Source organism: Pseudoalteromonas sp. UG3-2 (assembly GCF_037120705.1).
Taxonomy (GTDB): domain Bacteria; phylum Pseudomonadota; class Gammaproteobacteria; order Enterobacterales; family Alteromonadaceae; genus Pseudoalteromonas.
On sequence record NZ_JAWLJU010000002.1, the window covers coordinates 2,245,763 to 2,271,734 of the forward strand.

Annotated in this window: 20 protein-coding genes; 5 read left to right on the plus strand and 15 right to left on the minus strand. The window is 43.2% G+C overall.

Going from position 1 to position 25,972, the window contains the following annotated elements; all coding sequences use genetic code 11:
- Positions 1 to 82 precede the first annotated feature (82 nt).
- From R3P39_RS13205 to R3P39_RS13215, 3 genes are all read right to left on the minus strand, one after another.
- The gene (locus R3P39_RS13205) at positions 83 to 1,504 is read right to left on the minus strand and encodes a sodium:solute symporter family protein (RefSeq protein ID WP_336568016.1); all 1,422 of its coding nucleotides are present in this window, start codon (positions 1,502 to 1,504) and stop codon (positions 83 to 85) included.
- Complete coding sequence (locus R3P39_RS13210; protein WP_336568017.1) at positions 1,501 to 1,935, minus strand: hypothetical protein; 435 nt, start codon at positions 1,933 to 1,935, stop codon at positions 1,501 to 1,503. Before R3P39_RS13210 ends, R3P39_RS13205 begins: the two co-directional genes overlap by 4 nt.
- Before the next feature lie 121 nt (positions 1,936 to 2,056).
- Complete coding sequence (locus R3P39_RS13215; protein ID WP_336568018.1) at positions 2,057 to 3,304, minus strand: Zn-dependent hydrolase; 1,248 nt, start codon at positions 3,302 to 3,304, stop codon at positions 2,057 to 2,059.
- A gap of 184 nt (positions 3,305 to 3,488) precedes the next feature.
- Between R3P39_RS13215 and R3P39_RS13220 the strand changes: the two genes are divergently transcribed.
- Positions 3,489 to 3,881 carry a YbaN family protein gene (locus R3P39_RS13220; protein WP_336568019.1) on the plus strand — a complete coding sequence of 131 codons (393 nt, stop codon included), beginning with the start codon at positions 3,489 to 3,491 and terminating at the stop codon, positions 3,879 to 3,881.
- A 162-nt stretch (positions 3,882 to 4,043) separates the two neighbouring features.
- A complete protein-coding gene (locus tag R3P39_RS13225; protein ID WP_336568020.1) occupies positions 4,044 to 4,727 on the plus strand; it encodes a substrate-binding periplasmic protein in 684 nt (227 codons plus the stop codon).
- A gap of 240 nt (positions 4,728 to 4,967) precedes the next feature.
- Here the strand turns inward: R3P39_RS13225 and R3P39_RS13230 are convergent, their stop codons facing one another.
- The 9 genes from R3P39_RS13230 to R3P39_RS13270 all read right to left on the minus strand — a co-directional run bounded on the left by R3P39_RS13230 (position 4,968) and on the right by R3P39_RS13270 (position 17,979).
- Positions 4,968 to 5,483 carry a hypothetical protein gene (locus R3P39_RS13230; protein WP_336568022.1) on the minus strand — a complete coding sequence of 172 codons (516 nt, stop codon included), beginning with the start codon at positions 5,481 to 5,483 and terminating at the stop codon, positions 4,968 to 4,970.
- Positions 5,484 to 5,491: 8 nt separating this feature from the next.
- On the minus strand, positions 5,492 to 6,223 hold the full coding sequence (locus R3P39_RS13235) for a hypothetical protein (RefSeq protein WP_336568023.1): 732 nt from the start codon (positions 6,221 to 6,223) through the stop codon (positions 5,492 to 5,494).
- A 202-nt stretch (positions 6,224 to 6,425) separates the two neighbouring features.
- Complete coding sequence (locus tag R3P39_RS13240; RefSeq protein ID WP_336568024.1) at positions 6,426 to 8,924, minus strand: S8 family peptidase; 2,499 nt, start codon at positions 8,922 to 8,924, stop codon at positions 6,426 to 6,428.
- Between the two features lie 32 nt (positions 8,925 to 8,956).
- Positions 8,957 to 10,144 carry an AAA family ATPase gene (locus R3P39_RS13245; RefSeq protein ID WP_336568025.1) on the minus strand — a complete coding sequence of 396 codons (1,188 nt, stop codon included), beginning with the start codon at positions 10,142 to 10,144 and terminating at the stop codon, positions 8,957 to 8,959.
- Positions 10,145 to 10,297: 153 nt separating this feature from the next.
- On the minus strand, positions 10,298 to 11,911 hold the full coding sequence (locus R3P39_RS13250) for a Tn7-like element transposition protein TnsE (RefSeq protein WP_336568026.1): 1,614 nt from the start codon (positions 11,909 to 11,911) through the stop codon (positions 10,298 to 10,300).
- Positions 11,898 to 13,415, minus strand: coding sequence for a TnsD family Tn7-like transposition protein (locus R3P39_RS13255; protein ID WP_336568027.1), 1,518 nt, complete (start codon positions 13,413 to 13,415; stop codon positions 11,898 to 11,900). Before R3P39_RS13255 ends, R3P39_RS13250 begins: the two co-directional genes overlap by 14 nt.
- Before the next feature lies 1 nt (position 13,416).
- Positions 13,417 to 15,087: an AAA family ATPase gene (locus R3P39_RS13260; RefSeq protein ID WP_336568028.1), complete on the minus strand. Its 1,671-nt coding sequence runs from the start codon at positions 15,085 to 15,087 to the stop codon at positions 13,417 to 13,419.
- Positions 15,084 to 17,168: a Mu transposase C-terminal domain-containing protein gene (locus tag R3P39_RS13265; RefSeq protein ID WP_336568029.1), complete on the minus strand. Its 2,085-nt coding sequence runs from the start codon at positions 17,166 to 17,168 to the stop codon at positions 15,084 to 15,086. The genes R3P39_RS13260 and R3P39_RS13265 overlap by 4 nt, the downstream gene beginning before the upstream one ends.
- Positions 17,152 to 17,979: a TnsA endonuclease C-terminal domain-containing protein gene (locus R3P39_RS13270; RefSeq protein ID WP_336568030.1), complete on the minus strand. Its 828-nt coding sequence runs from the start codon at positions 17,977 to 17,979 to the stop codon at positions 17,152 to 17,154. Before R3P39_RS13270 ends, R3P39_RS13265 begins: the two co-directional genes overlap by 17 nt.
- Before the next feature lie 633 nt (positions 17,980 to 18,612).
- On the opposite strand from R3P39_RS13270, the gene R3P39_RS13275 reads away from it, so the two are divergent.
- Entirely contained in the window at positions 18,613 to 20,013 is a 1,401-nt protein-coding gene (locus tag R3P39_RS13275; protein WP_336568031.1) for a hypothetical protein, read from the plus strand.
- Positions 20,014 to 20,167: 154 nt separating this feature from the next.
- Here the strand turns inward: R3P39_RS13275 and glmS are convergent, their stop codons facing one another.
- The gene (gene glmS / locus R3P39_RS13280; protein WP_336568032.1) at positions 20,168 to 21,988 is read right to left on the minus strand and encodes a glutamine--fructose-6-phosphate transaminase (isomerizing); all 1,821 of its coding nucleotides are present in this window, start codon (positions 21,986 to 21,988) and stop codon (positions 20,168 to 20,170) included.
- Between the two features lie 28 nt (positions 21,989 to 22,016).
- Entirely contained in the window at positions 22,017 to 22,790 is a 774-nt protein-coding gene (locus R3P39_RS13285) for a DeoR/GlpR family DNA-binding transcription regulator (RefSeq protein ID WP_336568033.1), read from the minus strand.
- A gap of 151 nt (positions 22,791 to 22,941) precedes the next feature.
- Here R3P39_RS13285 and R3P39_RS13290 point away from each other — a divergent pair, with 151 nt between their 5' ends.
- A complete protein-coding gene (locus R3P39_RS13290; protein WP_336568034.1) occupies positions 22,942 to 24,870 on the plus strand; it encodes a PKD domain-containing protein in 1,929 nt (642 codons plus the stop codon).
- 53 nt (positions 24,871 to 24,923) lie between these two features.
- Here R3P39_RS13290 and R3P39_RS13295 read toward each other — a convergent pair whose 3' ends face one another.
- Positions 24,924 to 25,238, minus strand: coding sequence for a DUF6482 family protein (locus R3P39_RS13295; protein WP_336568035.1), 315 nt, complete (start codon positions 25,236 to 25,238; stop codon positions 24,924 to 24,926).
- Between the two features lie 192 nt (positions 25,239 to 25,430).
- Here R3P39_RS13295 and R3P39_RS13300 point away from each other — a divergent pair, with 192 nt between their 5' ends.
- Positions 25,431 to 25,913, plus strand: a complete 483-nt coding sequence (locus R3P39_RS13300) for a SixA phosphatase family protein (protein ID WP_336568036.1) — start codon at positions 25,431 to 25,433, stop codon at positions 25,911 to 25,913.
- The last annotated feature ends 59 nt before the right edge of the window (positions 25,914 to 25,972 follow it).

Below are 25,972 nucleotides of genomic sequence, written 5' to 3' on the forward strand. Positions count from 1 at the left end.
AACATAACGGCAAGGACCACAGGACATAAACAACTCAGTACAATGGCTATCCAAACCAAGCTTGAAAATGCAGTGAGAGAAATCATACATCCTCCGCCTTACTCTGAGCGTCCAACTCTTGCCAATGAAACGATTGCTGACTGGTTCGCCAAGCAACCAAACAAACTACCAAAGACACGGCACACGATGTCAGTGCCGCGACATAAAAACCGATATAAAAATAACCAAACAACCCAGATAAGGTGCCCAATAACATTGCCAGCCCAGCACTGTTGCCAGTTAAACGAGCAAAATACAAACCAAACACAATGGGCCAAATGGTGCTGGCCACGAAGGCACCAGCAAAGTTCAATAATGCCCCTAGGGTGGCCACTTTGGGTAAGCACAGTAACCAAGTGACAAGCCCCAATCCAACGATAATCCATTTGGCGCTTTTTAGTCGCTGCTCGTCGCTGGAATTGGGATTAATGTATTGCACATAAATATCTTGGTTAATTAAGTCTGATGTTGCTGCTAACAACGAATCCAAGCTCGACGCTAACGCCGAGAACACCACAATAAATAAAATAATCGAACCAACGTACCCCAACACTTGGCTCGCAACCAGCGGGCCTACCATGTCGGCACTGGCAGGGTACAAGCCCAAAACGGGGGCGGCCAGCGCGATAAAGCCAGTGACAATGGGAATGGGCAACCACAATAATCCCGCGGTTAAATACGCTTTTTTGCCAATGCCTCCTTTAAAGGCAAACGCACGGGACCACCAGACGTTACTGTGAAATATTTCACCAAGACCAAAGAAGATATTATTGAATAGGAACATCACCGCGGCCGGAAACAGTAAGTCGAGTAATTTGGGGTGATCGGCGCTGAGTTTTTGATGAATTGGCTCAAGACCGATGTTGCTAGCCACCACAATGGCTATTCCAACCACGCCGGCAAGAATAATAACGGCTTGGATAAAATCCGTGGCAATGACCGCCTTCAAGCCGCCAAATAACGTATAAACCACGCACATCAACAGAATGATCGACATCCCTAAGTGGTAATCTAAACCACTTAAGGTATTAAGTAGAATGCCACCGGCCATCCCCAAGCTCACCAACCAGCTCATGGCATACACAAATGAGATAATTAAGAACACCCACCATGAAAAGCGCCCAAAGCGCAAACGAATAAAATCGCCACTGGTATAGCCGTGAGGCAAGAGTGTTTTAATGCGCTGACTTAAAGGCGCAAATAAAATAAGGCCAAAAGCAGCGCAGGCATAACCTATCATACCCCAAATACCAAACTGATAGGTGAGTTGCGGCGCCACCAGCGTAGTATTACTGGTGACCCAAGTGGCCATTGCCGTGGCACAGGCAAACGCCAGCCCAACATTGCGCCCAGCTAGAGCAAATTCATTATGAGACTTTACTTTTTTACCGACCCACCAACCAAACAAGACCCATAGCAGCGCAAATCCGAGCGCCAACCCCAGCGCCAGAGTGGCATCAATCATAGTGCCCCCTCTTGTTCTGTGTTGTTATTTTTGACATGGCCATAGCAGATAAAGGCAACGAGCATGAGAAAAAGAAAGAGACCTAAGGCAAATAAGCTCAGCGCTAGGTTCACCGCATGATGCTCAACCTTGAAGGTGGTGTTGGCAATAATGGTGTTATTTTCTGTTGCCATTAGCGTGGCGCGGTAGTTGCCATCACTTAAGCCGCTGATGGTGACGGCGCGTTGCTGTGGCGCAAGATTCAGCGTTAATGAAAAGTCGCTATCAAGGTGTTGAACTTGAATGTGCGGCGGGCTTTTTACTGCAGTATTTTCAACATTAAGAGTGATAAAACCCGCCGTTGCTACCTCGTCACTCGCCCTCAGGGAGGCCGCAAGCCCATTGCAGCTCATGGTGATCATAACTAGCATGACTAAACGGGCGATCCACATCCTCACATCCCTAAAATCAATTATTTCACTATTTGAAATAACCTTGATTTTCTGTTGTCCAAACTGTTACTAGTAATATCAAAGACTAGTGTATGATTCAAATTTGTCCAGAAATCAAAAACTAGCTTGCTGTTTTAGCGGCCTTGTCTAAAACGCATTGAAACAACAGGTTGGCACCGGCCGCGACATCGTGCCAGTGACTCCATTCATCCGGAGCATGGCTTACGCCGTTTACGGAAGGGATAAAAATCAGCCCGGTGGGGCAAATCTCTGAGAAAAACTGACTATCATGCCCTGCACCGCTGGGCATCACTTGATAATTGAGACCCAACTCTTCTGCTTGTTTGGAAGTAAAATCAACAATTTCTGGTGTGCACTTCATTGGAGACAACCAGCTAACCTGCTCATACTCAAACATCAGGTGGTGCTTTCTCGCAATCGCCGAGAGGGTTTTTCTGCAAGCCGCTTCGAGGTTTTGCATTACTGTCTCGTCCATATCCCGAGCCACCACAGTAAAATCTACTTCACCGGCAATGGTGTGGGCAAAACCCGGTTTAAGCTCGGCCTTACCCACGGTGATCCGGGTGCTCTCTGTTCCCTCTTCAGCAATAATACGATCCAGTTGGTAAGCAAAGTCAGCCAACCCCATAAAAGCATCGCTACGCATTTCCATTGGTGCAGTCCCCGCATGATCAGCTTTGCCTATGAGCTTAACGATCCATTTAAAAACGCCAGAGATCCCTTCCACAACACCGATTTGGATACCTTTTTGATCCAGCACAGGCCCTTGTTCAATATGCAGTTCGTAAAAGCAATGGATCTGATCCGCCTCTAACTTGGCACTAAGCGCCCCCATGGGATCTAACCCTTGGTCTTTCATGGCGTCACTTAGCATGTAGCCATCGGCATCGTGGCTGGTGAGTATTTGATGTGGGGTTAATTTTCCAGTTAAGGCTTGAGCGCCAATCATGCCGCCAAAGCGACCTTCTTCCTCACTGGTACCAATCACCCAAAGGGGACGCTCAAGCTTGATACCGTTTTCTTTTATCACACGCAAACATTCAAGCCCGGCAATCACTCCCAAGGTACCGTCAAACATCCCTCCTGCAGGAACACTGTCTAAGTGTGAGCCCATCATCACGGCGGGCTGGTTGGCAATATCGGGGTTACTTAGCGCAATAATAACGTTACCCGCGCCGTCCATTCGGCTCTCGAACCCCTCGCTTTGTGCCAATTCCATTAACCAATTTCGTGCAGCAAAATCTTCATCAGTAAAACCTTGGCGGTATACCCCTTTGTCTTCGTGGTTGTAACCAAATTCAGCCAATGCTAATAACGTCGACTTTAATCGCTCTAGATTAATTTCCATACTTTACCCCTATCGTTGCCAGTCGCTCGCTGTTGTCGTCCACCTCCACTTCTTATTCGCGCGCCACTGATATTCGCCTTTGTTTTAGCTTAGTTGAAAACTCGCGAAATTCAGCCGCTGTGATATGCTTTTATACAGTTGGGTTGAAAACGGCTTTCAGCCTAGGCGTATTTCAAGGGTCGCTATGCGCAAACAAACCGTACCGCTATTTAATCGCTGCTTTTGGCTCCATGTTGCTGGCATTTTATTTGTTGGCTTAGGTTTTATTGGTATCGCGTTACCGGTCATGCCGACGACCATTTTCTTTATTCTCGCCCTGGCTTGCTTTACTCGCTCTTCTCCTAAGCTCGAACAATGGCTACTTACTCACCCCAAATTTGGCCCCAGCCTACAGGCTTGGCGTCAATACCAAGTGATCCCAATCAAAGGTAAAATTGGCGCCACACTGGGAATGGCCATTGGGCTTGTGGCACTTGGGCTCAGTAGCGCACCCGTTTGGGTGGTGTGGATAGTCGCGGGCATTGAGGTGATTGTACTGGCTTACATTTATTCTCGACCTTCTTTTGCACCTGTGTAAAGTTAGTTTATGGCTCTCAACTAAGCATACGAATAGGCCATCAGAACAGCACTACTATCACACTGCAATATATTCATACCTCAACTATATTTATTCTTACTGCTTGCATCGTTTGTAATCACCTAAAGGTATGCCAAAAGCGTAATAGTAATAATGACATTGATGAAACTGCTTTTAGGTCTGAGCATGTTAGGCCAACTGACCACCACTACGGCAACACACACTCCAACTCAGAGCGTTGTATTAAGTTACCCAACCGGCGGCTATCCTCCTTATACCACAGCCGCTGGCAAAGGGCTTATTGTTGATAAGGTGCGCACGTTGGCCAATAAGCTGGGTTATCAACTAGAAATAGTTCAATTACCCGCAGCTAGAACCGATTCCTTTTCGCAGTTTCAAATAGACTGTCGCACCAAGTCTAAGGCGCTAGTGACGAACCCAGAACAATACCTTTGGAGTGAACACCTAGTTACCATGAATGATGTTCTGGTTACCTCGGCGAATAGCCGTTATAGCGCAACCAATGTGCACGAATTTGCAGAAAAAGGGGGGTTGCTGGGTTTAGTTAATGGCTTCAGCTACCCACAATTAGAGTCCATACTGCCAAGCATAGACTTTACTCGAGCGGGTGATGTTCAAAGTGTGGTTGCAATGTTGCTGCGCCAACGTGTCGACGGCATCATTATTGATGAACGGGTGTTTTTGCATCAGCTTAATCTGCGCGATCTCAGCCCACTTGATTTCACCCTCAGTCCACCACTTGCCAGTTATTCATTTCGTTTACAGTGCGCTAAAACCGCAGCTGCAGAAGCTTTTATAAAGGCGCTAAATGCGCAATTACCTTAACGACTTTTTACTTCCAAATTACATTGAATCGTCTATAAAAAAGGCGCTTACGCGCCTTTTCGTCCCGCACTTAATAAGTGCGTATGTCGCCCTGCAATAAAGTTTCATACTGAGCAGGGCTATAGGGCCTGTGCTTTGGTTTGGGGATTTGAGGTTGAGAAAATAGAGTTTCATACCAGGTTTAGTGAGTGATCTAAAACCGCTGAGATACTAAATAATAAAGTTTCATCCTTTAGTAACTTAAGTATTGTTATTTTGATGTAGATGCAAGCTGTATTGATGGGATACTTGAACTGGCTTCAATCTTTTTCCACTGTGCTTCTGTTCTTCATTTCTCCCAGTCACAAAAGGGACAATGAACTGCCCCATGACAGAGGGTAAAGAAGGATCATTTGTGTGTTTGAGCTGCCCGATACTTTGGTCCCATTTAAATACACTAAATAACTTCTTGTCTTGATTAAATATTTTGAGTTTTCCAAAACGGACCTTCCAGTAAGCCTCATTATGGTTTTTGCCTTTACCTATATTTCCATCGTTTTCAAAAGTTATTTCTTTCGCATGGGGTTGCGTTTCCCCAGCAAAGTGTAAATATAAGCTCCTATTTTGTAATACGTGCAGGATCTGCCCTGAGCGATGCTTCAATGTGAATAACCAATACAATCCTGCAATAAGAGAGGGTATCAATAAGGTCAGTATAATTTTAACAAGTTCTGTGATAAAAAACTTATGATCTAATAGTTTTACAACTTCTTCCATTAACTACCTCATTTGATATAGTTTTTTGATTTCTCGTTCATTTTTGAAGCGAGATATTTCTCACTTAGTCCAAACAGGGCTCCTAATGCGAAGTACTTCGACATGTTATTCGTCAAATCTTCCGTTGTGAGTCCACCAATCTTAAGAACTATTACTTCTGAGGTAAAAAGAGACAAACATATGGTAGTTAACAACAGCACAAACACACAGCGCATTACAGGAGAACCAAAATCACTAAGCTGATGGCTTATTTCCTCAAATGAGATTTCCTTAACCCTAATTGCCAATGAAACCCAAGAACTCAATAACGAGCCATATATGCAAAAAACGTATGGAGCGAAATCAATAGATAAAACAAATTGACGAGACAATTCCAATAGTACGCAAAACCCCATAACTGCTATGCCGTATCGGATTAACATTTTATCTCTAATTTTTGACCACGATCTAATGAGCACATCACTCTTCAATTGCTCAAAACTACTCCGAGCAATTATCAAATCATCTTTACTCCCTGCTAAACCAAGCTTTGCGAGATTGAATAGTTGATCAAAGTAAAGGCTCCAACTTGAGCTATTTTTCGCATATAGGGCATTAATGGTCAGTAAAAATACTTCCACATCAGACTTGAAGGAGAGAAAATCTTTATGGATCTTCTCTGTCCCAACAGGAGTAAAAGCGATATCACTAGGCTTATCATCTGATGGATATTTCTGTACATCAAAAAGTAAACTAGCCATCTACAAGCACTCTTTTTTTGCAAATTCCACAATTAGAAACGCTCTTCCTCGCCAAAGTTATTGACGGGTTGATTGATTTACATTTATTACCTACCACATCTAACAGTGTTATTATCTGCTCGATTTCCGAGGCACAAGAACTCTCCGACACACTGAGTTCATGTAGATATTGCTTTATAACAGTTAAATCTCTGTGTGGCATTTAGTCACCCTTAACTTTCAATCTTTGATCAACTTCTATTGGCATGACTTGCACACCACTAGATATAAGTGATTGATTAACTTCATCAAAAACACGATGTGACTTTTTTTGATCGTCTTCTATCGTCAGCATTGCACAGAACTTAACCCCTTCCGATGGAAAGCTACCAGCTTCTCTTTCAAGTGAGTCAACTTTTAACCTCCAGTTACGAGATTTACCGACTCCTGATTTTGAAAATTGAACGAACTTTTTAATTGGCCACCATTTAAGCCCATGCTCTATGCGATGTTTCTCACTCGACTCTTTGGATACAGGGGTTCGAGAAACCCACACAGAATCCCCTTTTTTCCTAAATCTCCATTCATCACTAGGCTTTAAATAGGTATTTTGCTGTAAGGTAGCATTCACATTTACTCTACAATATTCTGAACCAAACTTAGTGTTCACAATTGGATCATAGGCTAGAGTCAAAGTTGCTTTACCGCGGCATTTCCCTTCATCAGTGATCAAACTACTAGGCCAATCAAAGTAAAATTCGGCGTCTTGCCTAATTTTTAGCTCCCCTTCAAAAGCAATTGTAATTGCATGATCATCAGTCAACAACATCTCTTCAGAAGGAGATGGCTTGCCAAATCCAACAAAACGCCTCATAACTTCTTTCGTCACACTTTTAACATTTACGGCTTCTGGTAAATTAGAGTGATGGATCAACATTGCCAACAAAGTATTTCTAGAGACTGTTCTATTTAAACGGTGCTCAATAGCTGCTAATGTTTTTGCGACCAGCGGAGCAGCAAAACTGGTTCCAGCATCATGCAGAATTTGCTCGGTAGAGTTTTCCGAAAACAACCCTGTGCCACTGTTGTCAGAAATAAAGCCCCCGTAGTGGACTACATCAGGCTTTACTCCCGTTCCAACACCTGGACCTCGTCTAGAATAAATAGTAGGTGATCCTGGCTCTATATCAGGAGTTCCTGGAGGGTTGATTGCACCAACTGTAACAGCACTAATTGCCTCTGCTGGCTGCTGAATTCTGTCAATATCCGATATAATCGAAGACTGCGTAGGCCACTTGGAGCGATAATCAATGGGATCAAGGTTTCCTGCAGACACTACAAAAATAACATCGTGTTTCTTAGAAATTCGATCTACCTGCGAGGCTGCGAAGCTGTAACTATCATCTTTAACCAGCTCTCTTAGATTCACGCTAAAGTTAAAGATTCTTACTCCTTTTCTTCTTGCAGCTCCCACTTCAGCATCAAGCCAATCAAAAAACTCACCGTACCCATCAAAGTATTGATGAAAACTGTTTCTCTCGAGATGTATTGGAGCCCAAATATCGTATATTTCACAACCATCGTCTTCGATTCCCTCTAAATGAGAGTTCATTCGCTTCGCTTTTACCAACAAGCTCGCAACTTGCGACGCATGGTTTGGATCACAGTCTCTCTCGTTAAATCCTATCGAGTCACCAATTACCCAAGTTTGCAAATTGCGACTTCTGATGCCTGAATCAATCAAACCCACTTTGGGATAAGACTCAGAATCGGCTTTCTCTATTACCTCTACTTTCTCACTGCTTAAAATATGAGATGATTCTGATCTCGATAGTTTGGGCGGCAAAGACACCTTTTTAACTAAAGGATTTTTAAGTAAAATTTGTAATAACAGCTCATGTCGCGAGAAGTCTTCATCAAACAAGTCAAAATCGAGGTGCTTCATCCGTTTTACATTGTCGAAGTCAATATGGGCTTCACAAGCCCAAGGCTTGTAAAGCCTTATATATATAATATTAGAGTTTTCAATTGCTTCACTTGCTTTTGATGCCACGACCCCAGCCCCTAATCGCAACAGTGATTGATATAGCTCATATCTACAATCTAAGACTTTTGAGGAACTAATAGAATATTCAGGTCGAACATTGTCAGAATATTCAAATAGCTCAACGAAATACCCCTTTCCTATCGTATTTCCCTCCGCCAACCACTCTTCTGCGCTTTCTAATGGGAAGCCTAATCTATCCAAACTTTCGTATACAGATATCTTATCTATTGCACCAACTTCACTTCTTTCAGCGGAAGGCTTATATTTCTTTTTTCCAGTAGATTTGTCTTCCACTAAATTAGATAAATCTTCTGCCAAATCAATTTTATACTCTAACCACTCTATCGATTTGCTGGATACCTGAAACAACATCGTACCAATCTTAGTTCCGCCAATGTGAGGCGATTTGTTATGCGGAAAAAGTCGATCAACTGGTCGATGTGATTTAGCAAGTGCTGAAGGGTTTAGTTCAACTTTTAGAACAGCCCCTCCAACACTACCATTTTCTACAACTCTCTTCGCGTACTCGACTTGCCTCAACAAAGATGCTCTATGCACTTTAAACTCGTCATCCTTACCACCGTAAAAGTCCTCGTAAGAACCATTTGGATTAATCTCACGAGGACCAATATAGCGCTGAGGATTCAGAACAACTTGGACTGGGTTATGTTTCATATATATCCTTTATAAGCCTTTAAAAACCTTACCTAAGTCAGGCTTTTAACAAAATCATTTATACTTTTAGATACCCTAGAAAGAGATGTTTCAAATACTCGAGAAATTTCCCTTTGGGTGAAACCAAACTCTTTATTCAATTTATACATAACTTGAGAAGTATCACCTTCTCGAATTAAAAGGATCAACTCTGAATGTTTACTAGAGTTGATCACAAACAGCGACTTAATCCTATCGATGAATGACATCTTCTGATTTGATAAAACCATATGTCGCTTATAGTTTTCCGACAACAGCTCTAAATCAGAGCCGCAAAACTCTTCTGTAACTAAACTAAGAAACTTAGACTGCTCTTCCGGCAAATTAAGTGGCAACATATACTTTTCAATGATCTTGCACCTCGCTTCTAAATTAGGCTTAGGTACATACATTCTGATATCAAATCGTCTCCAAACAGCAGGATCTAACAAAACTTCGTGATTAGTAATAGCAATAGTCAGTCCTAGTTCTGCTCTTTCATCTATACACTGCAATAACGTATTCACTACTCTCTTTATCTCACCAACTTCATGAACGTCATCTCGAGCTTTTGCAACAGCATCGAATTCATCCAAGAGCAGAATACATTGATGCTGAGATACAAAGTTAAATAAGTTATTTATATTTCTGGCACTGGTCCCAAGTAACGAGGAAACCAATCCATCTAGCTTTGCAACAACCACTGGTAAACCCATTTTTTTCGCAATGTATAGTGCTAGTTGTGTTTTCCCAGTTCCTGGTAGACCGTATAGTAAACAACTAAATGAAGGTTTAACCCCCACACTCTCCAATTTGTCTATGCTATTCCACTCATCTACCAGCTGATTAACAGCGCTATCAATTTCTGTTGGGAAAATAGGTATATCAATATTATTAAGAGTATCTTGAAAAATAACTCTCGCTAACGGTGAGCCACTATCTTTATCAACTGGCAATTTAGAGTTTGGAGTTAATATCTGACCCTTTATCAAAGCCGCTTTTGACAGTTTCAACTGGGATGGTTCTATAATCGCTTTTCGATTTGCTTTCTCAATTAACCTTTTAAGAGCAATAGCTTCATCTTCATACCCAGAGTCAGCTAAAGCTTTTTCCAGCCTTTCCATTTGAGTTACTGCATCTGACGATGGACCATCTTTAATTACTTGGCGACACAAGGCAGAGACAATATGAAAGTTTTCCACGTTTTCCTACTTAATACTGTATAAATGATCACTAAGGTTCATTATAGCCAACAAAAGAAACAAAACAATGCTTTCCAGAAACAAAAAGTCTATATACAGAACAAAACAACCATAAACACGAACAAAACCGCCAAAATGTAGAACATTACTTATTTAAAGCTTATTCGTGAACCTCTCACCCCATGCTTGAATCTCTTCCTCACTCAATCTACCTTCATTCTTCGAAGGTTGATGCGAAACACTTTTGTGATTGCCTTCTCCAACCAGTGCATCAAAGTATTTCTTTGGCCAGCAGAATTGGTTACTGAACAACCTTCTTTCTATCTCCGGTATAAAGTCTCGTAACTTGCCTTTTGGCGCTAATGCTCGCGCTGAAATGACTTTGGTGGCAATGGAAGCTTTGCCATCTGAGGTATCCACCTCTAATAAGAAATACCCTTCGCTTTGATGTTCAATACGCACAATGGTCATGCACCTTGGAGACCCGTCATCCATAAAGTGTCTTTTGCTGCGGCCAACTTCTGGTAGCTTACGAACGATGGGCTTACTTTGCTTAACACCGTACTCTTGCTCTAATATCTCCAACATTCTGAAGAAACCATCGAATTTACTGAGATGCGAATCGGCATTATCGGTTTGGTCGTCTAAGCCATCGATAGCAGCTCGGGGTGTATCGCCTCGCGAATTTGGGTCGTCGGTGCTTACGTCTGATGGTAGGGTGTCGGGTTTATCTTCATCTTCTTTACCGCCAGAGGTTTTTCTAGTCTTTGCATCGACTTTACGAGTACGTGGCACTCTGTTGTATATACGCTGTGTTGCATCACAGAATATCAATGCCGACTCGTTATCTTCGCTGCCGTCGCTGTTTTCGTCGATTTCTCGCTGTGTAGGCAGTTGTGGGTAGGTACCGCCTTTTCCTTTACCCGAACCTGGTTTGTTTTCGGTGAAACCTGGATGTGAAAAGCCAATATCTGATATATCAGGGAAGAACAAACCATCCAATAATTCTATTCGGTTGATAAACCAAGTGCTTTCATCACGTGATTTCCAGCCTCTTGCCGCTACTTTTACACCCTTGAGCTGAGGTGGGTCGAATCGAAACGTCCAACGCTCTACGTTAGGTGCCCTAACTCGCTCTTGCGAAAAATACTGATAGATACTGTTAAACGAGTTTTTAATGTCACTGTTTAACAATAACCAAGCAATTTGATGTCTAAATCCTTCATTATCAAACAGTACTTTCGGGCATAGTGTTGTTGGTAAAGCGTTGATCACGAGCTCTACAGGAAACTCTCTATCATCGTTGTTTGGGTGGTGGTCAACGTCAAACTCTAAGTCGAGTGCACTGTTAATGAGTGCGGCGTTTGCCAAATAGTTGTTTGTAAAAAATAAGGCTCTGGCTAGCTCCAACTGCGGTAAATAAATGGTTTTGCCTGCACTTTCAAACACAAAGCATTTTTGCGATTGCTCTTCGCTCAGCTTATAGGTCACTAAGCCGCTGTCGCCCACCGTGGCGGTTTGCCAAAATGCACGGTCGGGTAAGGTAAATTCAATCGGGAAGCCTGGAGGGATGGCATCAACAGTTTGGTTTAGTACGACTTGTCGGCTTAAATAGGGGAGCTGGCTAAATTTAAGAGCCTTGCGAGTGGATTGCTTAAAACGAACACCAATATCCCACGTTTTGCGGTCATTGTATTTAAACAGATTACCTATCGCCTGTATTCTGGCGTTGTCTGGTAGCGTTTTAAATCTATCAACTTGGTTCATACTTTACTGCAAATCCTAGCAACTGCGACGCGAGTGGTCGGGTCCTTTTTTCGTTTAGCCCTGCCATACGTTCAATTCGCCAATCTTTGAGTATTTGATGTTTTGCAACACAACGAATACATGCCACAGCGATACGACGGCATTGGTATTCCTCTATAGTTTCACAATATTTATTAAAAAACAATTTACATAAGGGCAACTTTTCTAGGTATTTGATCTGAGACAAAGGAATGTTTGCATGGGTTGCCAGCCAAGTTACTGTTAGACGGCTTAAATCTAGCTGAGTTTCTACTTTATTTATCAATGAAATAAGCTGCTTTACGTACTGCTTGTCTCGTTTTGACCAATCAACTCTGCCTTTTTTTGCAACTGTGGGTTTTGTAGAGCTTTGATTAAATTGCATTAGCCATTGATTATCATGCCGATATAACCAAGCGTAAAGGTATGCAAAACAGTTTTGCCTTGCGCCTTTAACGCCAAATTTAGCCGCAGCACGTTGCCACTTCGCACGACGAGTTTGGTCTACCAACGCAGGCTCGGCATATACAGGAATATCATCATATGGGGTGTGCGGTAGTGATGATACAGTGCTTAGTATGTTCGCTATATTCAACTGCTGCTCATAACACGCTTGCCACACCAATAGGTGCTGAAGGTAGCTAAATGATTTTCTGTGTTTTCTAAACAAACACTTCAACCAATTAGAGTCTTCTGCCTTGTTTATATTGAGCCCGAAGCTTTCGAGGGCATGGCCGCCCCAATACCCTAAAACCAATTGTGCGATCAGCTCGTGTTCAACCTGTTTACCCCTAACAAACCCTAACTGATAAGCCAAATGATGATAAAAATAACCCCATTGTAATGGATGTATATATTGCTCTGGTATGTTCAGTAACTGCTGCACATATTCTGTTAGAAGTGTGATTTTGTGGTGTGTTTGATTTGGATTTGAATGCAAAAGCACATGAGGACTTAGCGCTATAAATTGGTGCCTATGTGCCTCGCTGATCATCACAGGGCTGTTGATCAGCTGCATGCTATGTTCCGCGCATACAGATAGACCAGGAAGTTGCCAGCGCCGAGTCCAAAAGGGTTCTCCATATTGCTCTATTTGCGCTGTGACGCATAAATGGCAGTAACGCAGGTAGTTTGGGCTTTTAACTTTAGAGGCTGCTTTACCTAACTGTACTTCTGCTGAGTGTCTGCAATCAGTCAGTAGCTCATGTTTAGCTTGAGCAGCAATGTTAGGATGCACAAAAGGTGAGTATAACGGAAAAAGTGTGTGCCTCTGTAACAGCTTATATGGCGTTAAATCAGTATTACCTTGATAGTGTGCAGAGATCTGAGATAAATGCCCTTGAAAAGCTACTGAGGCGATTATTTGGCGGTTTTGGAATACCTCATCAAGCAATTGCTTGGGTGACGTGATGCCTGCATGTACGCCGTACCTTGCAATGACGCTATACAGCAGCTCATCAGGGTAAGGTATGGGTAAACAGGCCATGCTACACGCTTTGTTTAAGCCAAGCGGTCATATCAAAAACCTTTCCTTGTTGTTTGTAGTATTGGTATAGCTCACCCGGTTGCTTTTTGTGTTGAGAATAGCCAAAACGTAAATCGTCACTAGGCAATGTATGCCAGTCCTTGAGCTTGATGATTGCGGGTTTCTCTTTGACATCCTCCACTTCATCTGGTGCTTGCTCATACCATTCAAGAACGATTGGAATAAGCCCTCTTACTTGTAGGTTTGGGTGATCTTTAATGGCTTTTTGCACTAACGGTACCAATAACTCAGATTCACACCCCATACCTAGCAAAAGGTTATAAAGCCTCATGGCCTCTGAGTCGCTAGCAAAAGGGAGTGTGTCTGATTTAACAGCTGCAACTTCAGAGATCTGCTGGCTGAGCTCCAACAACCGTTTATCTATCTCTTTGTATTGTAAGTCTGAATACTTGGCGATGCTTTTTGCTTTACCAGACTTGAGCGCTTCAATCATGGGATGGATCGGCTGTAATTCAGATTCATATACCTTCAAAAATAGCTTTGAAGATAACCGTTCAACACCTGTAATAATGGCGCGAAGTTGTGCAAGTACAAATAGCTTAACCACAATATCGAGCACCCCTTGTGACAGCTCAAACCAAGTATTGCGGACTTCTTCTGTGAGCGGTTCATCGCGGTGAATAAGCCACTGATACTGCCAAAGCTTGTCAGTTAACAATCGCCACTCTGTGGGTTTTGGTTTACCCGTTGCTGTATCGATTCTATTTTTGTGCTGTGGCAGGGGCGCCCACACCATAGAGCCAATGCCAGTACTGCGCCTTGCTGATTGTAACTCTAGCTCAAATATCGGCCTTGCTTTGGGGGTGCCAACTAAAATCACCGGCACGCCAATAATATTCACCAAAGCCACAAAAAACTCGAGCATGCGTTCTTGCCCTTCTTTTTGTTTGCGGCCTAAACGCTGTATTTCATCAATTACTAATACACCAATGGCATATTGGTTGGCGACTTGTCCCATAAATGACAGTAGTACCTCAGTACTATGACGCTTGCGCCCATACCTTTCAGTGAGGTCCGTGTGCAGATGTTTATCGACCTCCTGAAAGAAATTTAAGCAGAGGCTTTTTAACGACCCATCCACTGGGCACTCTATACGTAAATAAGTGAGCTGGTATGTATTATATTTTTCGTGATAAATCGTTTGTGGGTAGGTGGCCAATATTCGCAGCACACTGGAGCTTTTACCACATCCAGAGCAACCAATAAGTGATAAGCAACGTGCCGTAGAGGGCGCTTCGGCAAAACGAAAGCTACTTATGTCTCCCGTCATCAAGCGTTCGTAGCCGTTTTGTAAGTGTTGCTGTAGCTGACCAGTTGCAATGTTTCTGGCAACATAGCCGCCGCGGATCATCAACGCTATTTTTTCCTCAAGCGCCACATGCATCGACAAAGGTTGAAAGAAGTCATCAAGCAAACCACATAACTCATGAGCACGCTCTCTGGCGTCTAAATAACCTGCCGCGGGGTTGTATTTTACTTTGCCCTCCAGCTTAGTTTTCAGCTCTTCTACTTTGCTCACTCTAGGCAGTGCTTCAATAAACGGATTGCCTTTGTAACGCTCAATCTCAGACTCCTTATACACTGCACGGTAGATATTTGAGGGTAAACTCATACGTCGTCATCCTCCTTAAACAACTGATCAGAAAAGTCAGGAAAATCCAGATCGTCATCAGGCTCAGAGAGATAATGCACTTCCGCTGATTTACTAGTGTCGATGTCCACAGGCTTGTAGGCGCGCTCTTTACGCTCTTTGCTTTTTTCTTCTGCTCGATTGCCACGAATATTGTGAACCCGCTCGGCATCCGACAAACCAATATGTTTTGGCGCGGCCTTTTCTGCCTGTTTCACTACCTCTATCACTTGTCGTTCCAAGGCTCGCTTTTGCTCGTCTGCTACCAACTTTGCTTCCGCCTGAGTCTGTTTTAACTCATCATTTTGCTGCCACACATCCCAAAAGCTTGCGCCTGAAAACTGTCTTGAACGTGTGGCTAACTGGCACACAAAATAGTCATTGCTGTTAGGGCCGTGATAAATGTAGATGTAGTCTGCCGTTGCTAAGTCATAGGCAACTTCCACACTTTTAGGGCGCTTCACTTCCTTACCCCGATGCATCCAGCCTAACTTTAAAAGCTCTGCGCTGGTGTAATACACGCCAAATACACAAACCCCCGAATCAGATATCGTTGCCCAAGTTCTTAGCATCAATGCCACGCGAAGATGCTCAATTGCTGGCTTTTTTAACCGACCAGTACGATTTTGCAAGCCCCAATTCCATATCGCCAGTGGGTTATTTGGTAGGTCTGTTGGCATATCAGCGGCTTTATCGTAGTCTTCAATCACGTGATATTGATTGTGATAAAGTACTGAAGCTAAAATGATTCGAGTAAACTCTTGGATCGTAAGCTTAGCATCTAAGCGGTAATCTCTATCGCCTTGTTTTTTAATTTTGGTACCAGTGACCACACCAGGTGCAAACGGTTTGAATGCTTGTTGAAAGGTGAGAAACGCTCGTTCGACAACCCCTTTGGCCTCGCTTCTAAATGGTGGCGTATTTTCAACGCGCACACCAAAGCCCTTTTCAAGACATTCAATTTGATGGCCCATCAGCTCGCCTCTATCGGCTAACAGTGCTGAAGGCAAGCCAATACACGGCCATTGCTGTGGGGTTATATCAAAACCAAATTGTCGGCAGTAGTCTGATTTATCCGTCGTGGCCATATGTATTGCCTGAATGGCAGCGGCATATGAAGGGTTTTCAAAACCAACATAAAACCCAGCCACCATACGGCTAAATACGTCAATAACCATGTAAATCACTGGGCGACCGACGATGTTGCTTCTTTGAGAGTCAGACACTAAATAAATATCTGCGATTGTGGCATCAATTTCATAACGCATGCCAGGCCCTAAAACATCTGCTGCGGCGGTACCTGTAAGCGGTCGAATATCTTTCTTTCGTTTTATTTCACCCGCCTGCGCTTCTATTTTGTCTACTTGGCGATATTCACGTTTGTAGAAATGCTCCATTTGCCTGAGTGTTGGTAATTCTTCTTCGGGTAGATCTGGAAAGTACTGCTCATAAATATCTTTGAGCCTGTTGTGCGCATATCTAAATGATTTGCCTTTGTCGGTTAACAGGTGTCGTTCAATCGCTATGCGGAAAAGCTTCTCTGCGAAATCATCAATTAAAGCGCCAGTGCCTGGCATGTATTTGCGCGGTCGCCCTAACTTTGTTGTAGCACGACGCTTTTGGCCCTTGGCACCTGAGTTTTTATAATCGGGTAATAATGCGTTGGGGATCTGGCCACGTTGCCAGTATCTTCGAGCAAAACGATAAATAGACTGTTTGGTTTTTCCCGTCTCAACCATTATTTGATTAACCACTTTGCCACGCGCTTTCGGTTCATAGCAGTTCTCAAGCTCTACCAATGGCTTAATTGCGGCATAGTTTTCATCACGTTTTAACTGAGCGGTAGAGCCAGCTTCTGGTATTACGGTGGCAATATCGCTATATGGGTCGGCTGCACGTTTGAGCACTTCATCTTGAAAGCCCTGTTCTAACTCAGCTATTTCAACAAGCTCAGGGAAGGCTTTGTCATCGTGTACTTTTATCCAGAGCACGTAATAATCAAATACTATTAAAATGCGATACAAGGTTTGTTCGTATCGCAATACTTCATTGATTTGAAACACGAAACACCTCCTGAATTTGCTCAACGTTACCCAATTTAAGATGGCCCACTTGCAGCTTTTGTACTGGCGTAAAAATATCAAAGGTAAAGTAACGGTCAGCTAACAAAGCTCTTATCTCAAACAACGACTCTCCTAAGTCTAGTCCATAGGCGGTATCTATCTCTTTGCAGGCGTTTATAAGGCTTTTAGCTGGGTGTTTTGTAAAGTAATCAGCATAGAATCTAGCTTGCTCAATAGCGGAGTCTGAAGCTTCTTCATGCTCACCTTGCAATGGATAAATCCATTCAACATTCGCTTTAACGACTTTTGGGATCTCTTGCTCAGTGACTATTTGCCAAGGGATCTGCTTTTCATGCCAAAAGCGTTTCTCGAGTTCAAGTATTTCTATCTTGCGGTGTTCTTCAAAAGTGCTGACATATTTGGCTTGTAACGCAAAATAAGGCAAATCTCGTGATGTTGTTTCAACTAGAAAGTCGCTCGAAAGGTATTGGTCAACGCCTCGAACATTTGGGTGCTTGATGCCAGCAGATTCAGCTAGCTCTAATGTTATCTCGCGCTCTAGCGGAAACTGCTCTTTGACTTGCAGCACATCCTGCCGCCACTCGAGCAAATAGAACATGGATAGTTCGAGATCGGATAATAAATGGTGGCTTCGCTTAGATTTATAACCAAAGACTCGATGTACACGGCCATCAGATGGCGCATCATAAACCGTTAACCAAGGCTTGTAATCCTGATACTCGCCAGTACCGCGCCCCTCTTTAATCCACTTACGATATTGCGCCTCAGTGTGGCCAATCTTCCTAGACATAATATACCGCTATAACTGATTGAAATTTCAGCATAGCTCTTTTTAAGAACGATGTAACTATTATAGGTCTACTTTGTCCTGTAGGTTGGCATTTCTGGTGATAAGCTAGCTATTCGTGACATTTTGTGTTGTAAGACTGAGAATTACAGTCTAATGTATGTAAAGCGAGGTCATATTGCTGAAATTTAAACCACACTATTGATTTCGCTGGTCAAGAGCTGTTAAAGTACCGCTTAATTTTAAAGCAATTCCTCGCTGAAAATGAAGAGCTGTAGTCGAGGCCTGACACAATTCATCGTTCGGAGATAATCATATATATGTACTTCTGGTACTTAGTCATAGCTTTAGTTGCCTCTACAATTATACTCGTTCAAATTACAAGCATAGTTGGCGACCATAAGCTGAGAAAGAAAATGAAGTCCACTGAGAAAAACTTAGAGAAGGCGGGGATTCATCCGTTTGGTTCTACTCTATCTCATGGCATGTATGTTAATAAAAAGACGAGGAAAATAAAGGCAGACCAAAAACACTCTACTATCTGGTATAAAAGACTATCCTGATAGCCTGTCAAATTTTCACACCGTTTAAAAGAGCTCACCTTAAGGTGAGCTTTTATTTTGAAGGATTAGTAGTTTGAGCAATAAATACTCTCACATCGCTTGGGTTCCATGTATTAATGGTCATTTGGATTTTGGACTAATGCTTCCAGGGATTATTGGAGGTTTTACCAATGAGGAATTCGAGGATAAATGTACATCAAACATTAATTACGGATATATCAAGCAACTTGACCATCACGCCAGAAGAATAATCATACAATCAAAGGTTGATTGGAGAGACACCGATCATGACGACTATGATGGTCAATTTAGAGTTATTTTAGTCGCTCAATCCGATGAAAGCGCAAACCTAGACGACAGAAACCTTAAGGGAAAGATAGTAATTTACCCTACCTCCGAAGAAGCAGAAAACCGTGAAGATAGGGAGAAACTGCCATGGTTTGAGCTAATACACACAGCAAAAAGTAAGCTAGAAATATATAAATCAAGCAGAGACCAATGGGAAAATTCTCGCAAAGAGTTGAATGAGAAATATGACGAACTAGATCGTTTTCTTACTCATAACAACATGAAAAACCACATAAATAATCATTTTCACGCAGTTCATTTTGAAGTTAGCCCTCAGGGCTTTGCCAAACTTGGGATAGATTCTGATGAAACATCTATAGATGAAGAAGAAAAGTATGTTGTTTTACGTCAAGCATTTTATTACTTGAAATATTCTATCCACTTTCATAAACATCACCATCAAAAAGAAGACTCACTCACAACTATAATTCCGCTCGAGCAGTGTGGTGAATGTGATGCGTGTAAAGGCAAAGAGAAATGTGTAAAAAGTAATAATATAGAAGGCTTAAAAATGCTAGGTCAGCTAAAGAGAGAGCTGACTCATCTAAAGCGAACTTATTCAAGCGGCGGACAGAAAGCCTATGGTGAAGAGCTGGGTATTTTATCATACATGGGCTCTTTGTGTGCATCCTTAAAGCATGCCAATTACCTGTGTAATGATACATATGAAAGGGAGTGCAAATATATTGACTCACTTACAAGTTCCTTCAACGTTCAAGCTAACAAAAGAGATAAATCTGAGAAGTGTATCGAGGACATAAACTCAACATATAGAACTTATGTTGCATGGGCTTTTTCTTTCATAAGCATACTATGGCTGATTGTCATAAAGGGATACATAAAATATTCGGAAAACAACCAAATAGACTTTACATTTGATATCTACAGAAGCTCAGCCCTAATTATAATTGCGATCTTATGCTCAATATCAGCTTACAAGTACTTGGTGAGAAGAAGGATAAATAAGACAATTGATGAGAAAGGTTTCAAATCTTGGGTAGAAAAATATTACATCATCAGTGACCAACAATATAATAAAGATCTTATTCATAGAATTCTTAAAGTCATATTTACTGCAGTAGTATCAATTGCTTTATGCTCTGCAGTTTATTGGATATTTAAATAATCATAAAAAACCGAAAAATATTTGCGTTAAGTTACCCTCATTGCAACTTCTGAGAGACGCTAAGTATGAAACTTTATTGTTTTGGATGATACTTTATTGTATAGGGTGAAACTTTATTGTTCACCCACAGCGTATTGAAATTAAAATCAGAACCTTACTCCACAGTCACTGACTTGGCTAGGTTCCTAGGCTGATCCACGTCAGTGCCTTTAATCACGGCCACATAGTAGGAAAGTAGCTGCAGCGGAATGGTATATACCACAGGGGCAATGATATCTTCTACGTGGTTAACGTTCATCACTCGCATTGTCTCGTCCGACTCAAAGTGCGAGTCTTTGTCTGCGAATACGTAGATGATGCCGCCACGAGCTCGCACTTCTTCAACGTTTGATTTTAGCTTTTCAATCAGGTCGTTATTTGGAGCGACCACGATGATTGGCATGTCAGCATCGATTAGCGCTAAAGGCCCGTGCTTTAACTCACCAGCCGCGTAAGCTTCGGCGTGAATGTATGAAATTTCTTTGAGTTTTAACGCACCTTCCATTGCGATTGGGTATTGCGAGCCGCGACCTAAAAACAGTGAATGGTGTTTATCGGCAAACTCTTCAGCCAGTACTTCGATGCCCTCAGCCATGCTTAAGGCTTCTTCTAACTTGGTTGGCAGCGTTTTAATGGCGTTAACAATAGCACTTTGATCACGACCTTTCTCCTGTGCAATCGACGCTGTTAACATCAATAAGCCCACAAGTTGCGTAGTAAATGCCTTGGTTGATGCCACGCCAATCTCGGCACCGGCTTTGGTCATAAAGGCCAAATCGGATTCACGTACAAGGGATGACCCAGGCACATTACAAATGGTCATTGATGCCATGTAGCCTTGCTCTTTCGCTAGGCGCAAAGCGGCAAGTGTATCGGCCGTTTCGCCCGACTGCGAAATAGTCACTAACAGGCTGTTTTCGTGGACAAAAGACTCGCGATAACGGAACTCTGAGGCGATTTCAACATTGCAACTCACGCCAGCCATTTGCTCTAGCCAATAGCGCGCCACCATACCGGAGTGATACGAGGTACCACAGGCAATGATTTGCACATGCTTCACTTGTTGGAAAATATCGTTCGCCTTGTCGCCAAATGCATCGATTGTGACGCGATCATTATCTAAACGACCTTCTAAGGTATTGCGCACGGCCATTGGCTGCTCGTAAATCTCTTTCAGCATATAGTGGCGATATTCGCCTTTACCCGAGGCATCTTGGCTAATATTGGACTCCACCACTTCACGCTCTACCGGGTTGCCGTCGGCATCAAAAATTTCGACGCTTTCACGGGTGATCCGCGCTACATCGCCTTCCTCTAGGAAGATAAAGCTACGAGTCACTGGCAACAGCGCCAGCTGATCGGAAGCAATAAAGTTTTCTCCCAGACCAAGGCCTATGACCAATGGGCTTCCTGAACGTGCGACAATGATTTCATCTTGCTTGGCTTTATCGAACAATACCGTGCCATAAGCGCCTTCAAGCTGCTTTACTGCAGCTTGCACGGCTGCCAGTAAACTATCGTGTTGTTGTCTAAGTTGGTGAATTAAGTGCACCATGACTTCGGTGTCGGTGTCAGAAAGAAATTCGTAACCATCTTCTTTCAGTGCCGAGCGCAAGCCTGCATGGTTTTCGATAATGCCATTGTGCACTAAGGCAATTTCGCTGTTTGATAGGTGTGGATGAGCGTTGGCTTCGGTTACCCCACCATGAGTGGCCCAGCGGGTGTGAGCAATGCCTGTGGTGCCGGTTACGGCCGCATTTTCAAGCGCAGACTCTAAATTCACCACTTTACCAACCGCTTTCACGCTGCTTAGTGTGCCTTTATCGCACAGTGCAACTCCTGCAGAGTCATAGCCACGGTACTCAAGGCGTTTTAGCCCCTCAATCAGAATTTTGTTTACTGGACGCTCAGCAACGGCGCCAACGATTCCACACATAATCTCTCCATTATTTGCACGTTGTGTGTTATTGCGTAACCTCAGCACAGATGAGTTGAATACCACGCGCTTTGATCGCTTGGATAAGTGACTCAGCCAAGTTGTTGTCGGTGATCAAAGTGGTGATCTGTGCCCAAGGAATTTCTAAATTCGGTATTTTTCTGCCAATTTTATCTGACTCAACCATGACAATGACCTCACGAGCCGATTGCGCCATCACTTGGCTTAGACCTATGAGTTCATTAAAGGTGGTGGTACCACGCTCAACATCAATGCCGTCGGCACCAATAAATAGCTGATCAAAATCATAAGATTGTAGTACGTGTTCAGCCACTTGGCCTTGAAATGACTCAGAGTGCGGGTCCCAAGTTCCACCGGTCATCAATAATGTCGGTTCATTTTCTAACGACAATAAGCGGTTAGCGATATTCATGGCATTGGTCATCACCACTAAGCCATGCTTTGTCGCCAGCTCTGGGATCAAGGTTTCTGTGGTTCTGCCACTGTCAATAATGATGCGGTTATGATCTTTAATCAGCCCCGCAGCCGCTTTGGCAATGGCAGTTTTACGTGCCGAGTCTTGCGCATCTTTACTGCTGGCGGTGATCTCTTTTGGCAACGCAATGGCACCACCATAGCGGCGCAGTAATAGCCCGCTTTTTTCTAAGGCCGTTAAGTCTTTACGGATCGTCACTTCTGATGTTTCAAACTCAGCGGCAAGCGACTCAACACTGACTTCGCCATACTCATTAACCCAAGAAAGTATGGTGTGTCGGCGCTGCTGAGTGTTTCGTTTGGTCATCCAATAAGTTTCGTTTCGAAATTTAAAAACATTATAAACGAAATTTAGCTCCTCGCAATACGCTAATTTTGACTAACCGGCACTTTTTTATGGCAATTTTATAAGCAACCCTGTATTTTTACCCGAAACAGGTAAATAAAAGGATATTGAGATGAAAAGTTTACTAAGGATAACTTTTTTGTGTTTAGGTTTAGTTGGCTGCGGCGGCTCCGGCTCTTCTAGTAGTGAACCAAACCAACCGACAACTGAGCAACCCACTGATGATAGTTCTCAAACGGACAAAGACGGTGGTAATAACTCTCAAACAGATAAAGGCGGTGATGATTCATCATCTAAGGACAGTACGCAAACCTCAAAGCCAGTGGCTCAGATACAAGCTAATTCTAATGCAGTGGTTGACGAAACTGTACAACTCAATACCTCTGGTAGCACTATACCTTCCGGGGCACAAATAAGCTGGTCTTGGCGCTCTAGGCCAGCGTCAAGTAACGCACAGTTTAGTCAACTTAACGCTCAACAAACCACTTTTACCCCAGATGTCGCAGGTACATATGACATTGGTCTGACAATCACCGCAGGTGATGTTGAGGCAAAGGCAACGTTTATCGTAACAGTGTCGCAACCAACTCCGCCACCATCTGATAATACGCCCCCTGTTGCCGACTTCGCCATCGCTAAAGATGAAATTGCTACCGCAGAAAGCTTAACGTTAGATGCAAGCAGTAGTAAAGACGCTGACAATGACAGCCTAAGTTACCAATGGCAGGTAACCGCCCCAAGCAATGCCAGCGAATATACTTTGGTTAGCCCCAAGAATGTACAAGCCTCTTTTGCCTCTGATTTTCCTGGTGAGTATATCATTAACTTGGTTGTTTCTGACGGACGCGCTAGCCACAGTAAATCAGCTACAATAAACGTTGTTGCGGATCCACAACCGTCTCCTCTGCAAGCTGTGATCACAGCGCCTAAAGAGGTCGAGATGAGTGAGAATACCCAAATAAGTCTGAAGGGTGAAGATAGCACTTATACGTCCGCTTCTGGCATTGAGTTTTTATGGAGCTGGGATAGCAAACCACAAGATAGTCAGGCCAAATTTACGCACCCACTCGGACTCTCAACGGTCGCGGAGCTCGATAAGGCCGGAGAATATACGGTGCGGTTTAGTATAAAAGACAACCAAGGCCGATTAAGTGAAGCAATGCACACTTTTAACGTTGTTGAAGGGGAGCCAAACAAACCCATAGTGCACATAGACGCGCCCGACTCGGGTAGGGTGAATGAAGCCATAGAGCTTAGCGCCAGAAGAAGTCGTGATATTGATGGCCGCGCCCTTTCTTATACTTGGACAGTTGAGCCTAAAACAGCAAACTTAGATTACTCCACCAGTAACGAACACACCGATACAATGACATTCACGGCTCACAGCGAAGGCTTTTATAGCTATTCAGTATCAGTGAGCAATGGAGAGTTAAGTCAATCTAGCAGTGGTTTCATACAAATCCACCCAGACAACTTTGCCCCCACTGTCTCAATTACCCCCAAAGCCTCTAACAGCGTGGTAGGAAATACGCAATCCTTTATCGCCACTGGTGAAGACAAAGATGGTGATACACTGACTTACGAATGGCTGTTAGATAGCCAGCCCAATGGTAGTCAAGCCAGCTTAATAAGCCAAGGCAAAACTGCGGAGCTTACCTATGATGAACCGGGAAATTATGTCGTAATTGCGAAGGTATCAGATGGTAAAAAAAGCGCCACAGATGTGGCCTTAGCGAGAGTCAGTGAAGCACAGAATAATGCTACGACCATTGCTGGTATCACCCACACTGGTCTAATGAAAGTCAACAATATGGTTCGTGTTCATGCAGAGGTAATGGATAACGACAGTGCCCCTGAAGCACTCACCTACTTTTGGAAAATACAGGGACCAACCGGGTATTTAAGCCACTTAGCGCAGTCTGATAAACACAGTGTCTCATTTACCCCGAAGCAGTCAGGCCGCTATGAAGTGTTCTTGCACGTTGTTGATAAAAACTCTGCGACAGTTGCAACGCAAGCTACCAGTCTGATTATTTTATAACTACAGCAGTGAGAGTTAGGTACAAGGCACTAACTCTCACTCACCCACTGTGCTTATGCATTTGCGTTAACTAGGTTTCTTATTTCCATATTGCTTATGTGCAAACTGCTAGAGTCTTCCGGTCCCATCTCATCATAAGCAGACTCTAAGCGCAAAAAGGCATGAGTCGCGCCTAGCTCTGCTAACTTGGCTTCGGCTTCTCGTAGCGAGTTGAAAGACTCTAACTTTCCCGCAGGATTGGTTAATATGTGTAAATCACCAACAGCGTCTTGGCCACCAGCAAGATAGTGATTAGAATCGGCATAGCTTAATACGATGGCAGACAACTCTTGTGTGGCAATTTTTTCTTTCAATACTGCGGCTAGCATAACGCTCTCCTCGTTTTGTTATTAACCTACATTTAAACGCACTAAAGTGACTCAAGGTTCATTGCTTTGTGCAAAAACCAACCAACACCTTATTCAGCAATGCACGGTAAAGCTTGTTCACATAACACTGAGCACAAACACTGGCATGAGCGCGCATTTCTGATAGGGTAAAACAAAAACTAGGATCGCATTATGATAAAACCTTACGCCATCGCTTTACTTGGGCTGTTAAGTTCAACCGCCAGTATGGCCAAACCTGAGCATATTTTTTTATTACGCCATGCGGAAAAAGCCGCAGGACAAAATCCGTCATTAACCGCTCAAGGGCAATTAAGAGCTAATGCCATCGCCAAACAGCTCAGCCCATGGCAACCTAATCACCTCTTCAGTAGTAATTATAAGCGCACCCAAGAAACCCTTGCGCCGCTAGCGAAAATGACGAAACAAGAAGTGAGTATTTACAATGCTAGAAAGCTGTCTGCATTTGCAACTGAGTTACTCGAGCATAACGGCGTTGTCGTCGTTGCCGGCCACAGCAATACCACACCTGAGTTACTGGCTAAGCTTTCAGGGTACAAAGTGATGATCGCCGAAGATGAGTTTCACAAGCTGTTTGAATTGCGCTTACATAATGGCGAATACCAATTAATAAGGCATCAAAGCGAAAGTGAATAACGCAAAATGACCTACCACTTGCGGTAGGTCATCTTTTTGGTCGTAGTTGGATTAATTAT